The organism is Bradyrhizobium yuanmingense, from assembly GCF_025200905.1.
GTDB lineage: Bacteria > Pseudomonadota > Alphaproteobacteria > Rhizobiales > Xanthobacteraceae > Bradyrhizobium > Bradyrhizobium yuanmingense.
Genome location: NZ_CP104173.1, coordinates 5,962,448 through 5,975,851 on the forward strand (window position 1 = coordinate 5,962,448; position 13,404 = coordinate 5,975,851).

Here is a 13,404-nt window from a genome sequence, read left to right on the forward strand (position 1 = left end):
GGTTTTTGGCGACCAAAGAAGTACGCCGCGGCCTGCTATTCTTTCTGGCTTCTTTGATACAGTTCGAGGACCCAAGGGGAAAAGTGCTGCTCCTGAAAAACGAGGCTGAGATGTATTTTTGGCCGCGTTACACCGACGTAGAACAGGCGCCTTGCTTCTCGAAGCCCAGTCGGAGTCCGCTTATCGCGCGCGCTTGGGAAATCGGTATTGTTAACCCCGTACATTATGACGGCGTCGAACTCCCTGCCCTTCGCGCTATGTAGCGTGCTTAGGTTGACGCGCCCCGCTCCTTCGATGCGCCCTGCAAAGTGCGCCAGCGAAAGATCGAGGTCGCGGTTCGGATCTGTATTTTTGATCATTTCGTCGCAAACTTGCCATTCCTGCTCGGAATTTCGGGCAAAAACGCGCCATGGCGTAATAAGCTCTCGCGAGAAGCGCTGCAGCCACGCATGCGTGGTCTCCGCGGTCCCGATTGAAGCATTGAGGAACGCCGTGAGCTGTGCGGACAGATCTTGTTCTTCGCGTTCGCTGGCGTGACGCCCGAACACGAGCGTGATCGCTTGCGACAGAAGCCGCGCATAGGGCGGATCGGCGTCACGCCATCCGCCGGTCGCCCAGCGCGCACACCCCTCGATGAAGCTGCGAGGGGCGAATTTCTCCTGACTAGAGCGTTATTATCACTTCGAACAAAGGGAATGTTGGCCTCCTTCAACACGGTCGCGACCTTGTCGCCCAGCCACGCTGCCCGATAGATGACCGCGATCTGCTCAAGCTCGAATCCCTGCTCGATTAGCTTGGGGATGATCGTGCTGGCGATGACTTGCGCCTGCGAGTCATGGCCGTAGGGGGCTTCCCAAAAGCTCAAATCGCCTTCGGGCACGCCATTGACGCCGCAGTAATCACGCTCCTCACCGAGGGCCCCCAAGGAAGCGCGAATGATTTTAGCACCGGAACGATAATTGAACCGCAGCTTGATCGTCCGCACATCGGAACGGATCGTAAGGCTTTCCAGGAGTTCGGGATTGGCGCCGGCAAAGGCATAGATGGATTGATCAACGTCGCCCACCGCGAAAAGCCTTATTCCTGCCTCGAAACACAAGAGCAGGACGAGCTCATGCAGAGCATGGCCGAGATCCTGATACTCGTCGATCAACAATACGGGAAACCGCGCGCGAAGAGCTTCACGGATCCACAGGTTTTCCTTGATCATACGATAGGCGAGAAGAGGCATATCGTCGAAATCAAGCAGGCCCTGTCGGCGCAATTCCGATTCATAGGCCTCGATAAAAGCAACCAGTTCGGGATTGCGCCCACGCCATTCCGGCCGCGAGCGATCGACGTCGCGCTTACGCTTCTCGGTCGCGAACTCCCAACGATCATGCGGATTTTCGCTGCCGTTGATGGTGTACCTGTACGCCACCTCCACCGCACTTCTCACTTCCAATCGCGTAGCAACCCTGAAGTTCGCTGGAAGGCCCACCGGCACACAGCGGGCGTAGGGACCGATTACTTGACTGAGCGCAAAGCTGTGCACGGTGCCGATGAAGGCACGATCTCCAGGAGTAACGCCGAGACGGGCGAGACGGGTCTCGAGTTCGATCGCACACTCGTTGTTATAAGTGATGCAGGCAACACCTCGCGGTTCGACAACGTCCTGCGCCAAAACTCGCGCCATAGCCGTGGTCAAGGTTTTGGTCTTCCCACTGCCGGGACCAGCCAGCACGACGCAATGCCCGGTCTCAGCGACAGCTGCCGACTGTTCCGGGTTGGCCTCGAGCTCGGCCTGGGCCTGCAGAAGCGCGCGGTCGCTAGACATGAGCGGCCAACCAGACAACAGCGTTGATTGCGCTTTCGATATAGGCCGGCGGCTTCAGGCCAACGGCCTTCTTCGACAGGCGCGCGCCGAGTCGGCCCTTGCCAATGTCAGCGATCATAGCAAGCAATTGTGCGGCATCGACCGCCGCACCGGCCCGCCAAGCGGCGATCCGTGCCGTTCGGACCGAGCCAAAGTCTTGTTCGCTTAAGATATCAAGAAGTGGGTGCAACAGTCCGGACGTATTGGCAATCGACACTTCAAATGTCTGATCGTTGAGAAAGACATTGGACTTCGCCGCTTCAACGCTAAAGGTCGGATAGTCCAATGTTTCCCAGTACGCGCGCTGTGGAGGAGTTAAAAGAGGTTGGCCACGGATCGCTAAAATGTCCTGCCAGAGATCGAGCGTCCGCTTCTTTCCTAACGGCGGCTTGCTACCGTCGAGAGGATCCCAATCGGTGATGACACAATAGGGGAGCTTCAATGCCTCAGCTAGCTTCACATAGGGGCGGAAGTTGACCCCTCCGACATTGCAGACCGTAATTCCGAGCTCATCCAACGAATGACCGAGCGATGAGGCGAAAATGGGCAGGAGCGCCTCCTCCGCGTCGCCTTCGATGAAAATGACGCCCTGGGCGAACAGCAGCTCAGCGCGTGTCGTGTTGAGGTAGGTTTCAAGGTCGTCGATCTCGTCCGAAGTTACCGGTAGGTTCGCCAACGAGAATGCCTGCGTCGCCCCAGCCTGCTTCTTCAACTGGACGATTGAGCGCAGCGGAGTAACTGCCGCCAAAGTCGGCGAATGACTGGTGACGATCATCGCCTGCGTCGCGTCGAGATTTCCAAGCAGCTTCTTGAAGATCGATCGCTGGAGCTGGGGGTGAAGATGCGCCTCGGGCTCCTCGATGCAAAGAAGCGAAAAGTTTCGTTCGTTCTTCTTACGGCGCCACGAGAATTCGGCGAGCTTCAAAGCCAATAACGCCACGTTGGCCGAACCGAGACTGGCATCTCCAATGCCACGCTTTCCGTTGTCGATGAACATCGCAATCGCCCTAAACAAGCGAAGCGTTCAATGCGATCGAGAATGCCTTCGCCAAGCTCAAAGCGCTCTTGCGTCAGGCCGCGGAACGAACCGTCGAGGCCTCGGGAGCGCGATTGGTGGCATCATTGATCGCTTCACAGCAACCGAATGCCGCAACTACTTCATCGCCGCAGGATACGCTGCAACATGATCGGCGAATGCTCTAGCTTGCGCCGCAGTCTCCTCCGCGTTGGCGAGCTTTAGCTCGAGCTGCTCCAGCAATGCGCGTGGCTCGGAGGACTCTGCGAACTGCTCGTGGCGGAGCTTCTTGATCGTGAGTTTGAGCTTCCCGATCAGCAAGGCCCCTGGGCTTCGGCTTCCGCGGCCAAACAGGCGGCTCGCTCGAGCGAGCCCCCCGGTGTAGTGTCCGGGAGAGCCGCTCCAGCCAGCTCCATTAGCCCAAGCCGGGATGAGCCAGTCGACTCTGGAGGGACCGCCGATTAGCGACGAGGTTGTCAAGGTGCAGCGGCTCGTGCGCTGGCCGCTCTCCTTGGGCCAATCGTCGAACCAGCGCCCGCGTGCCGTCCACCACAAAGACGCCGCAATCATAGCTGTTCCGCTGCTGGGCCATGTTGGGTGACTCCAGGCGGGCGCGCAGCCGTCGTGCGAGCTGCGCTGCCGCCTCGTGGTTGTGTCCCCGGACAGAGTCGTAGTGATAGGCAACTGGCTCTCCTCGCGTGTTGCGATCAAGGAGCAGCAGCGACCAATGCGTGCCGAGGCGATTAGGATCCATAGCGTCGTTCACTGGCAGGAACAGGAAGTCGGCCGTATCATTGCCATTTGGATCGTAGACGATGCGCTGGAACGCGCGGAGCATGTCGGGCTCGGCGCCAAAGCGCAGTTGATAGTGAGCTACCAGGGGGTCCACGAACTGCGTCAGGGCGGCGAGTTCCGGACGGCCGCGCCGCAACTCCTCCGCCAGGAGCTCGTAATCCCTGTGGATATGCTTGTCGCCCAGCCATTCCTTGGCGCCGAGCTCTAGTCTACTGCGGCCGTAGGAGGAGGCCGTCGGATCCATAGCCCCGATCTGAGCATCGGCGGATGTGGGCGGGAAAGGCGCAGAACGAGCATCATCACGCAGCTCCTGCAGCGTGGGCGGATTTAGATCAATCACCTGCGGTCTGGGCGCATCCCGACCAACAAATGATACAGAACCAGCGTAGGTGTCTGAGCGAGCCCTGGCAGGATCGGCTGGCGCAAAGTGAGCATCGTCGCGCAACTCGGACGGCGGTGGCGCATTCAGATCAACAAATGGCTCAAGCCTGCCCTTAGCATTTGACGCGGGCCTGGATGGTGATCCTGGTTCTTGCAGCTGTTCACTCAACCAAACCCAAGCTCCAGCGCTTAGGCTGGCCGGCGTTGAGGGAAGATCCTGCGAAGAGCCGGAAAACCGATCGCCCTGCGCGGCCGGCGAGCTCGGCTGCTCAGGGCCTGGCAGCCCCAGCTCTCGGTTCGCCTCGATGAGTTTCAAGTAGCTGCGAAGATGCGACAAATCGGGACCGTGTACTCTGCCTCCAGTCCGTTGGAATGCTACCACGTCATTGTCGAGGGATAACTGCTGCCTGCTGGAGCCGTTTAGTCGCCCAATAATGCTCCCTTTGCCATTCTCTCTAAGCCACGCACTCAGCGCACGAAGACGTGTCGCCCGCTGTTGCGCAGACTGCCTCAGCTTCGCAGTCGGGATTTTAAGATCTTTCAGGGCTTGGCTCAGCGCGCCCTCGATGAAGGGCGCATCTTCTGGATGAGGAACGCGGTGACGGGGGGCACCGAGAACGCGGGGTTCGGGTGCTTCGACATCGTCCCCCCCACGTAGCAGCCGCTTGAGAACGTCCAGAGCCGATCTAATGCGGTTCTGGGGGTCACGACCCAAGCTCCTGTACTTCGCTATTTCCTCATCCAGCGATGAACCGTCTCGCAGCCGAGAAGCTACAGGGCCCCCATGACTTGCGTTGACCCAGCGGACGAAAGTCCTAAGCCCGGAAACACTGTTGTTGATGGCCCCTGGGGTGAGCTTGCGCCCCTCGGCGTCTACACGAAACCTCGCCAAGAGCTCCGCGTCTTCGGCCGGAAGCTGCTCGCCGATCAGCTCGTCCGGCGACGACACCGGAGCTTGCCTCTGCGGTGGTGACGTCGCCAGTTGATGGGATGGGGTCTGCATCAGCCGCCGCTCAACCGCGTCGCCCTGCGGAGGCGGCGAGGAGTTGGGTCCGTCCATCGTCTCCAAAAGCAGATCCTGCTGGCTCGCAGGCAGAGTCTCCGGCCAGCTGACAGCTCCGTTCGACCCGCTGTGCTGCGCGGTCGCGGTGAGGGTCGGCTTCGTCTCGGCGCGAACCGCGTCTTCGAGATCGGGAAGGGGGCGAATATGACGCAGGAGTTCGATCGCTCTAGCACCCGCCGGCGACCTCAGGAGATGGGCCAGTGCGGCTCCGGCTTTTCTGCGGCCATGGGGGTCCGCCTCCTTATACCGACTGACATCTTCATCCAGCGAGTCGTGGCCAAGCCGAGCAGCAATGCCGGGCTTACCGTTTTCACGGAGGTTATCACTGAAATCGATAAGAAGAGATGCATAGCTCCTGGCGGTGTTGGCGGTGCTTGGGGCTGCTTCTTCCTTGTACCTTTTGATGAGATCCGCATCCTGGGGATAGGGATTCCGCTCAACCCGGCTTGCAAACGGCGTGATGCCGCCCGGCGATTGGGAGGCTCGAAGATGATCCAGTGGGGTAGCGATGGCCTGCTCCTCCTTCTCGGCGAACTCCTGGGCATCCTTGTCCAGCGACTTGTCGTAAAGCCGGGAAGCAATGCCCGGCTTGTCGTTCTTTACGAGCCAATGCCCGAAGCTGAGAAGACCACGTAGATTGCGACCGACCGTGCTCTCGGAGGCCCCAGCCTTGATGAGTGCCGGCCTGAGCCCCTCAATAAGAGAGGCATCTTCGCAATAAACAGGATCCAGGCTGCTACCTGCGAAAACCAAATTTGCATGGCCGGGCGGTAGCGCCGAGGCATTCAGCATCGTTCTACCGCCTTGACCGTGCGGAGGCGGCGTAGATGGGTGCCCGCTCGCCCGCATGATGGGAATCTGCTCGCCTGGCACGAGGATGTTGCTGTAACGTTCATCCGTCAGCTCGTCGTCCTGGTGGCGCCAGTTCACGGGATTAGGGGACTCTGTAGGATTCAATGCCAGGCCATGCCGCGGTGCCTGAAGACACGACGATGCACCGGCTTCGTCGACCGTCCCAAAGAATAAATCTCGATCATCCCCCTCAGCGAGTGCCGCTGGCCAACTGAAGGCGGGCTGCGCCCCGCCCTGCTTAGCCGCGGCCTCAATGCCCCCTGCCCGCGCAGTGATTGACGCGACTCCGCCCGGCGACTGAGAGGCGCGGAGACGATCTAGTGCGGTAAGAACGAGGTGCCTGCGACCTTGATCGAAGATCGCAGCGTCGCTGCTGAGCGATTCGTCGTTAAGCCGAGCAGCCACTCCCGGCTCGTTTTTTGCAAAGAGCCACTGGCTGAATCTGCGAAGAGGACGAACATAATTCGTCTTAGCGGTGATCTCCTCGTACCCAGCCTTAACGAGTGCTTCTTGAAGTCCGGAAATCAAGGGCGCGTCTTCGGGATGAAAAGGCGGACCGTTGAGTTTTCTCGCTCCATTACGGAGATGATCAAGTGCCGCGCCGATACTTTTGTTACCCCCAGCGTCCTTGTAGCGCTTGATCTCTTCATTGAGCGGTTCGTCCTCGTTCCATTTCTCGTCCTGAAGCCGAGCAGCAATGCCAGGCTTGTTGGTTGCACGAAGGTAGTGGCTGAAATCCGTGAGAATGGATGCATAGGTTTTGGCGGTACTTGAAGTTCCGGCCGCCACTGCTTGCTGTCTGTATTCTTTGATGAGAGTTCCGTCCTTGGGATAAGGAGTGAGGTCAGGGCGGCCTGCGATCGGTACGACTCCCCCCGTCAATTGAGAGGTCCGCAGATGAGCTAGTGCCCAAGGGACGTTCGCCGTCCCACCTTTGGTTATGAACTCCTCGACATCCTTGTCCATCGACTCGTCATGAAGCCGATCAGCAATGCCCGGCTTGTCGTTTGCAAAGAGCCAGCGGCTCAAGCTGAGCAGATAACCGACGTAGCTCGCGGCGGTGCTCTCGGCGGCTCCAAGGAGCGCCTGCTTAAGGCCGGAAATAAGGCGCGCATCCTTAGCATAAAGCGGCTCCTTGCTGCGACCTACCAAGACCCAATTTGACTGAGCGGTCTGGAGCGCTGCGGCGCCCAGCACCGCCTCATCCGTTCCGGCATGCGCCTCAGATCGCGATGCCTCCGCTTGATGGGCGCGGACCTGCATGAGCACGGGAGCAGACGGGACAGCGATCTCGCTCAGCTGCTGCTCAAAGGCAGCCGCATCTGTGGACGGAGCCGGTGAGCTCTCTTGCGGGCCCGCGGTGCCCGATTGTTGACGCACCCAGTTGGTGGATTCGAACTTCATTCGTTCTCACTTTCGGACTATAGGCCAATTTGAAGCCTGAGGTCGGTTGTGATTTGCCACGGAATCGACTCGGCAGCATCGAACCGAGCAGAAAACTATCGTGAACGCCCTAAAATGCCGCGTCGAAGCACTCCGACCGCGCGCTCCAGTCTTCTTGCAGCGATCGCCAGCTATGATCGCTTCTGGAGACCCTGCTCTATGTGCGATATCTGTCGAGAACCTGACGCGGAGCCGCCGATTTCCTGCAGCGGACACGCAGGCTGCCCCATGGCCGGAAATCGATAAGGAACCACCCGAAGAACGGTTCTGTGGGCGTTCTTGAGCCTTCTTGTATGATCGTGCCCCGTGGCGTGGTGTAGCTGATTACGGGTCACCACGTTCGCCGGCATGGGCCGGATCGGTCAGCTGGCGATAGTCGGAAGGCTGACGGCGGATCATCGCCCAACGGGGTGCGATGGTTTCCAGTGTCATGTAGCGTCCACGCTCGACGCCCCACCCGTCATTCTGCTCGAGCAGGATCGCGCCGACCAGACGGGTGATGGCGTCCTCATTGGGAAAGATGCCGACCACTTCGGTCCGCCGCTTGATCTCGCCGTTGATGCGTTCGAGCGGGTTGGTCGAGTGCAGCTTGACCCGGTGTGCGGCCGGGAAGCTCATATAGGCGAGCACGTCGGTCTCGGCCTCATCTAGGAAGCTGGCGAGCTTGGGCAATTTGGGACGCAGTTGGTCGGCGACCCTTCGCCATTGGGCACGCGCTGCTTCAGCGTCGTCCTGGGCAAACGCGGCGGCGGAGACGATGCGCCGGCCGCTCTTGCCGGCGTGCGCCAGGGCGTTGCGCATGAAGTGCACGCGGGGGTCGTTGAAGAAGTGGTTCATGGATCCGCTCGATTCAGCAAAGCAACCCGTCGATTCCACGCCGTAACCGATCTTGGTCCAGCGAAATCCTACGATCCGGGGCCTCCGAACCGGACCAACAGATAGCCGATTCCGCCCAGCACGGCGAAGCATATGAGGAACCAGAAGAGCCCGCGCAAATACAGTAGGAAGCACCGGCCACCCTGTGTGTAAAGTCCTCACGATGCCTCTTGACGTAGTAGGCAGCCAGGATCGGCATCGCCCCGATGATGCTGCTGATGATGGCTGTCGGCTTATCGTCAACGCGTATTGCGGCATACAACCACAGCGCGCACAAGAAACGTAAGCGGAGTTCTGCTGCTGCTGAAGCAGCATCTCTGGGATTTCGCGATGAGCGATGGCAGCCCCTTTCATCGGCAATCCGTAGGCCGACCATTCGCTTCCCCTCTACCACAGCATATTACACGGTGGACAACGAGGGCATCCGTCGCATCGGGCGACGGTGTTGCGTCGGATCGAACCGACGGCAGCGCGCGCACGCCGCCGCCTCCCGCGTTCAAGCCGGCGCACGCTAGCCTCCCCCCGCAGCGTCGCTGCGGTAGCGGCTGGTCGAGGTCTCGTAGTACTGCGCGCGGATGGCCGCCATGGCCTCGATCAACGCTTCCCAGGGCGCGGGAAAGCGTTCTTTCGCCATCACCTGGTCCAGCATGCGCGTGTGGCCGGCCAGCTCGTGGTTGAGGAACTCCACCACAGGCATAGCCGGATAGCGCTGCAGCAGGGCAAAGCGCTGACGAACGTCTCAAGGTCAGCCTCGCGGTCTGTCGAGTAGGTACGCAAGAGCTCGACCACATCGGCAGGCGTTGGCCCGCCCTCGTTCTGATATTTCTTGGTCGGCGGGATGCCCATGGCCTGACAGATATCTTCCTGATGAACGCGGATGATGTCGTTCCCGCTGACCTGCCGATCGTAGCGTTCAACCCCGATCGCGATTTCCCGTTCGAAGCGCATTACCTGGGTCTCAGCAGCTGGCAGCCCGAGTTCGCGTGCGAGCTGGAGGCAGATATGCTCATTCTCGGCGTGACCATCGAAATGGCCCGTCGGTGGTTTCAAAATGTGGGTGGTTGGTATGCGCCCGGACGGAGTGCCCCATTTGTTGCCTTTGAGGACAAGCGCAGTTTTGGGCTGGGCGCCTGCCTGTCCAGCCATTCGATCTTGTCATCTTTGCCTGTTTTCAGAGCCTCGAATCGATCAGGCGTGACGAACTGGATGGCCCCGGCGCAATCCTCACCGACGTTAGAGATGAGGGCAAACACGTTGCGCGCCGATACCTGAAATTTCTTGGCCCAGCGCTCGAGCACCTGTTCGTTGTCAGGAAGCAGCCCCCACAAGAAGGCCTGAACGGTGGCAAGACCGTGCTCCTCGGCGGCAAGCGGCATCGATAGCGACAGGGGATAGGCCACTTCCGCGTTGCGCCATGCATTCTCATAGACGAAGGAAAGCCGGCCGCGTGCGTCACTGCGGACGCGACCGACTTCGGCGCCATGCAAGAGTGCAATGAGCTCGGCCATTATGTCTTGCCTTTCTTGGCTTTGGTGACGATGGCGTTGATATCAACTACGGACGTTGACCCGCGGCTCGTGGGCCCTCCACTGTTGGTGTCCACCGGGATGCCGAGAACGTCGAGAGCACGGAGGACAAGGGCCAGCTCTGCGCGGGGATGACCATGCTCGACCTCAATCACCCATTGACGGCTAACGCCGATCCGCTTGGCCAGTGTCGCCTGGTCTAGCTTGAGGCGTTTGCGTCTGTCGCGAATGACAGCGCCGAGGTCGGCAGGTGTACGAATAAGCATGGCAATCCGGAATGTCAGCGTTCGCTTACATTAGCATATGTCGCCATTCGCTGACAACGAAAAATGTCGTCGTTCGTCGACTTTCCGAAATGTCATCGGTCTCGGACATCCCTGGTCCAAGAAACACTAATGCTTTCAGAGATATAAATCATACAACCTGGTACCGCCCCAGCAATACCAGCACCGCTGCGGCAAGTTCCTCGACTGTTCGAGGATCGTGTCCCGTGGGGTGGTGTAGCTGAGTGCGGGTCACCACGTTCGCCGGCATGGGCCGGATCGGTCAGCTGGCGATTGCCGGGAAGCTGACGGCGGGATCATCGCCCAACGGGGCGATGGTTTCCAGTGTCATGTAGCGGCCGCGCTGGACGGCCCACTCGTCGTTCTGCTCGAGCAGGATCGCCCCGACGAGGCGGACGATGGCGTCTTCATTGGGAAAGATGCCGACCACTTCGGTTCGGCGCTTGATCTCGCCATTGACCCTTTCGAGCGGATTGGTTGAGTGCAGCTTGGCGCGGTGCGCGGCCGGGAAGCTCATGTAGGCGAGCACGTCGGTCTCGGCCTCGTCGAGGAAGGCGGCGAGCTTTGGCAGCTTAGGGCGGAGTTGGTCGGCGACCTTTCGCCACTGCGCTCGTGCGGTCTCGGCATCGTCCTGGGCAAACGCGGTGGCGATGAAGGCCGAGACGACACGCCGCCCGCTCTTGCCGGCATGCGCCAGCGCGTTGCGCATGAAGTGGACACGGCAGCGCTGCCAGCTGGCGTTGAGCACCTTGGCCACGGTCGCCTTGATCCCCTCATGGGCGTCGGAGACCACGAGCTTGACGCCGCGCAGGCCGCGGCGGGCGAGCTTGCGCAGGAACGCGGTCCAGAACGTCTCGGCCTCGGAGGGGCCGATATCCATGCCGAGCACCTCGCGCCGGCCGTCGCTGTTGACCCCGACTGCGATGATCACCGCGACCGAGACGATGCGCCCGTTCTGGCGCACCTTCACGTAGGTGGCGTCGATCCACAAATACGGCCAATCGCCCTCGATCGGACGGGCGAGGAAGGCCTTCACCTTGTCGTCGATCTCACCGCACAGCCGCGACACCTGGCTCTTGGAGATGCCGCTCATGCCCATCGCCTGCACCAGGTCGTCGACCGAGCGGGTGGAGACGCCCTGGACATAGGCCTCTTGCACCACCGCGGTGAGCGCCTTCTCGGCCATTCGCCGCGGCTCCAGGAAGCCCGGGAAGTAGGAGCCCTTGCGCAGCTTGGGAATGCGCAGTTCGACCGTGCCGGCCCGCGTCTCCCAGCTCCGATCGCGATAGCCATTGCGCTGGACCTGCCGCTCCTGGCTCTTCTCGCCATAGGCGGCCCCGGTCAGGCCTTCGACCTCCAGCTCCATCAGCCGATGGGCGGCAAAGCCGATCATCTCGCGCAACAGATCGGCATCAGGGGTCTTCTCCACGAGCGCGCGCAGGTTCATCATGTCGTCGGTCATCGGTGGTTCCTCGAATCAGGTTGGCTGTCGCAATCCAAACCTTACCGACGAATCATCGGTGACCACCCGCAAAGCCGCTCGCTCGCTACGGCGCTATATGAGGGCGCGCTTCGCGAGCGGCTTCGCTCCAGCTACACCACCAGCTGGGACACGACCTGTTCGAGTGTCTCGTTGCTCGGATGTGACACCGAATGGCGGCTCCTCGCGCGCCATGAGCGCGCGCGCCCATGTGCGGGCGAACCAATCGGCATAAGCACTTCCTTCTCGCCGCTCGCTACCTTGCGGGGCTTCTTCACCGCTTTTGCGGGTCTTAGTAGAAGATGATGACATTGCGAGCCATGCTTGCCCCCTCGCCGCTGGATGCGTGGCGCCCTATGCCAGGGCGCGCCTCGGATCCCAAATTGCCGGTGGGTTGCGAGGCGCCGGCTGCCTATCGGCATACGGCACGCCGACTATCAATCATTGCACAGCATTTCCAAACGCATGGATTTCAACCATTGCGGACGGCCCTTAATCCGACCTCGGCTAAATCTGGGTCATCGACGAGCAGCGTTACTCGAACGCAAGTTTTGTCCGCAGATCCTCATGAGTGGACGAGCCGTATTTCTCGCCCGGCTCCTCCACCGGCTCGAGAGTGCCAAGGAGTGGGCGCCGTTTTGAGGCTCCCGACTCGGAGGAGCAGCCATACAGTCAATTTTGACGATTGATCTTGATATTGCGAAGTCGGTCTTCCAAGTGCACGGCGTTGATGCAGCCGGCCAGGTGGTTGTACGCCGTCAGTTGAGGCGCCGCCACGTCTTGGCCTTTTTCAAGAAGTTGCCGCCATGCCTGGTGGGGATCGAAGCTTGCGCATCATCGCACCGTTGGTCCCGTGAATTGCAGGCGTTGGGACATATGGTGCGATTAATGCCTCCGGCCTATGTGAAGCCCTAGGTCAAGCGGCAGAAGAACGATGCTACGGACGCGGAGACGATCTGTGAAGCGGTGACGAGGCCCAACATGCGGTTCGTGCCGACCAAGACCGTCGAGCAACAGAGCTGTCTGATGCTTCACCGAGCGCGCCACCTCTTCATCCGCCAGCAGACCGCGGTCATCAACTCGATCCGCGCCTATCTTGCCAACGTCGGGATTGTCGCCCCTGTTGGGCGGCGAGGCGTCGAGCAACTGCTGAAAGTCGTCGCCGATAGAGCCGAAGACCGAGTCCCGGAGGTCGCCCGCATGTGCCTTCCTGCTCTTGGCGGTCAATTGCGCGCGCTGAAGGCCCAGATCCTGGAGTTCGACCGCCGCATCATCGCCTGGCATCGATCAAACACAACGAGCAAGCGGCTGCACGCGATCCCTGGCGTCGGTCCGGCGCTAGCAACAGCGCTTGTCGCCAGCATTGCCGATCCCAGAGCCTTCCGATCCGGACGGGACTTCTCTGCCTGGGTTGGTCTCGTGCCAAAGCAGAGCTCGAGCGGGGCAAAGACAAGCTTGGCAGCATCAGCAAGCAGGGCGATCGCTATTTGCGTAGCCTGTTCACGGCTGGCGCGCTCGCCGTAATCCGCTACGCCAAGATCCATGGCACCGATCATCGGCCATGGCTCACGCGATTGTTGGCCCGGCGGCCCACCAAGGTCGCGGCCATCGCGCTTGCCAACAAGCTCGCCAGGATGGCCTGGGCGATGATGGCGAGGAACGAACGCTACCAGGAGCCGGCCGCGCTGGCGGCCTAAACGAGATCGCGCCGACATCGCCGGCGTGACGTAACAGTTGGGAGGGCGAACAGCACGTAATGCAGTGCCGGTCGATCCGGCGATCAGGATAACCCACTTGGGCCATGGCATCTCGAATGCGCGCTTTTGACGGGGAC

Annotated in this window: 9 protein-coding genes and 4 pseudogenes; 2 read left to right on the forward strand and 11 right to left on the reverse strand. The window is 60.6% G+C overall.

The window, feature by feature from the left end; all coding sequences use genetic code 11:
- Positions 1 to 35 precede the first annotated feature (35 nt).
- The 3 genes from N2605_RS27640 to N2605_RS27650 are packed head-to-tail and all read right to left on the reverse strand — an operon-like array spanning position 36 to position 2,852.
- Positions 36 to 359: a 3'-5' exonuclease gene (locus N2605_RS27640; protein ID WP_260343952.1), complete on the reverse strand. Its 324-nt coding sequence runs from the start codon at positions 357 to 359 to the stop codon at positions 36 to 38.
- Complete coding sequence (locus N2605_RS27645; RefSeq protein ID WP_260343953.1) at positions 356 to 1,816, reverse strand: UvrD-helicase domain-containing protein; 1,461 nt, start codon at positions 1,814 to 1,816, stop codon at positions 356 to 358. The genes N2605_RS27640 and N2605_RS27645 overlap by 4 nt, the downstream gene beginning before the upstream one ends.
- On the reverse strand, positions 1,809 to 2,852 hold the full coding sequence (locus N2605_RS27650) for an ATP-dependent nuclease (protein ID WP_260343954.1): 1,044 nt from the start codon (positions 2,850 to 2,852) through the stop codon (positions 1,809 to 1,811). The genes N2605_RS27645 and N2605_RS27650 overlap by 8 nt, the downstream gene beginning before the upstream one ends.
- A 17-nt stretch (positions 2,853 to 2,869) precedes the next feature.
- Between N2605_RS27650 and N2605_RS27655 the strand changes: the two are divergent.
- Positions 2,870 to 3,042, forward strand: a pseudogene (locus N2605_RS27655) (IS630 family transposase); the annotation flags it as partial.
- On the opposite strand, the gene N2605_RS27660 reads toward N2605_RS27655, so the two are convergent.
- From N2605_RS27660 to N2605_RS27695, 8 genes and pseudogenes are all read right to left on the reverse strand, one after another.
- Positions 3,009 to 3,191: an IS66 family transposase gene (locus tag N2605_RS27660; RefSeq protein WP_260343955.1), complete on the reverse strand. Its 183-nt coding sequence runs from the start codon at positions 3,189 to 3,191 to the stop codon at positions 3,009 to 3,011. The pseudogene N2605_RS27655 and the gene N2605_RS27660 sit on opposite strands and share 34 nt — an antisense overlap.
- 94 nt (positions 3,192 to 3,285) lie before the next feature.
- Positions 3,286 to 7,365: a Ulp1 family isopeptidase gene (locus N2605_RS27665; protein WP_260343956.1), complete on the reverse strand. Its 4,080-nt coding sequence runs from the start codon at positions 7,363 to 7,365 to the stop codon at positions 3,286 to 3,288.
- 401 nt (positions 7,366 to 7,766) lie between these two features.
- Positions 7,767 to 8,220: pseudogene (locus tag N2605_RS27670) on the reverse strand (transposase); the annotation flags it as partial.
- 571 nt (positions 8,221 to 8,791) lie between these two features.
- A pseudogene (locus N2605_RS27675) lies at positions 8,792 to 8,998 on the reverse strand (terpene synthase family protein); the annotation flags it as partial.
- Entirely contained in the window at positions 8,914 to 9,426 is a 513-nt protein-coding gene (locus N2605_RS27680) for a HipA domain-containing protein (protein ID WP_260343957.1), read from the reverse strand. The gene N2605_RS27680 and the pseudogene N2605_RS27675, both read right to left, overlap by 85 nt.
- Complete coding sequence (locus tag N2605_RS27685; RefSeq protein ID WP_260343959.1) at positions 9,327 to 9,788, reverse strand: HipA N-terminal domain-containing protein; 462 nt, start codon at positions 9,786 to 9,788, stop codon at positions 9,327 to 9,329. The genes N2605_RS27680 and N2605_RS27685 overlap by 100 nt, the downstream gene beginning before the upstream one ends.
- The gene (locus N2605_RS27690; protein ID WP_260343960.1) at positions 9,788 to 10,072 is read right to left on the reverse strand and encodes a type II toxin-antitoxin system Y4mF family antitoxin; all 285 of its coding nucleotides are present in this window, start codon (positions 10,070 to 10,072) and stop codon (positions 9,788 to 9,790) included. The genes N2605_RS27685 and N2605_RS27690 overlap by 1 nt, the downstream gene beginning before the upstream one ends.
- 280 nt (positions 10,073 to 10,352) lie before the next feature.
- The gene (locus N2605_RS27695) at positions 10,353 to 11,552 is read right to left on the reverse strand and encodes an IS256 family transposase (protein ID WP_260343346.1); all 1,200 of its coding nucleotides are present in this window, start codon (positions 11,550 to 11,552) and stop codon (positions 10,353 to 10,355) included.
- A gap of 684 nt (positions 11,553 to 12,236) precedes the next feature.
- On the opposite strand from N2605_RS27695, the pseudogene N2605_RS27700 reads away from it, so the two are divergent.
- A pseudogene (locus N2605_RS27700) lies at positions 12,237 to 13,267 on the forward strand (IS110 family RNA-guided transposase).
- Positions 13,268 to 13,404: the final 137 nt, after the last annotated feature.

Coding starts and splice junctions, on each gene's coding strand:
- N2605_RS27640 (WP_260343952.1), bottom strand. CDS start 359: ATGATCAAAAATACAGATCCGAACCGCGACCTCGATCTTTCGCTGGCG.
- N2605_RS27645 (WP_260343953.1), bottom strand. CDS start 1,816: ATGTCTAGCGACCGCGCGCTTCTGCAGGCCCAGGCCGAGCTCGAGGCC.
- N2605_RS27650 (WP_260343954.1), bottom strand. CDS start 2,852: ATGTTCATCGACAACGGAAAGCGTGGCATTGGAGATGCCAGTCTCGGT.
- N2605_RS27665 (WP_260343956.1), bottom strand. CDS start 7,365: ATGAAGTTCGAATCCACCAACTGGGTGCGTCAACAATCGGGCACCGCG.
- N2605_RS27680 (WP_260343957.1), bottom strand. CDS start 9,426: ATGGCTGGACAGGCAGGCGCCCAGCCCAAAACTGCGCTTGTCCTCAAA.
- N2605_RS27685 (WP_260343959.1), bottom strand. CDS start 9,788: ATGGCCGAGCTCATTGCACTCTTGCATGGCGCCGAAGTCGGTCGCGTC.
- N2605_RS27690 (WP_260343960.1), bottom strand. CDS start 10,072: ATGCTTATTCGTACACCTGCCGACCTCGGCGCTGTCATTCGCGACAGA.
- N2605_RS27695 (WP_260343346.1), bottom strand. CDS start 11,552: ATGACCGACGACATGATGAACCTGCGCGCGCTCGTGGAGAAGACCCCT.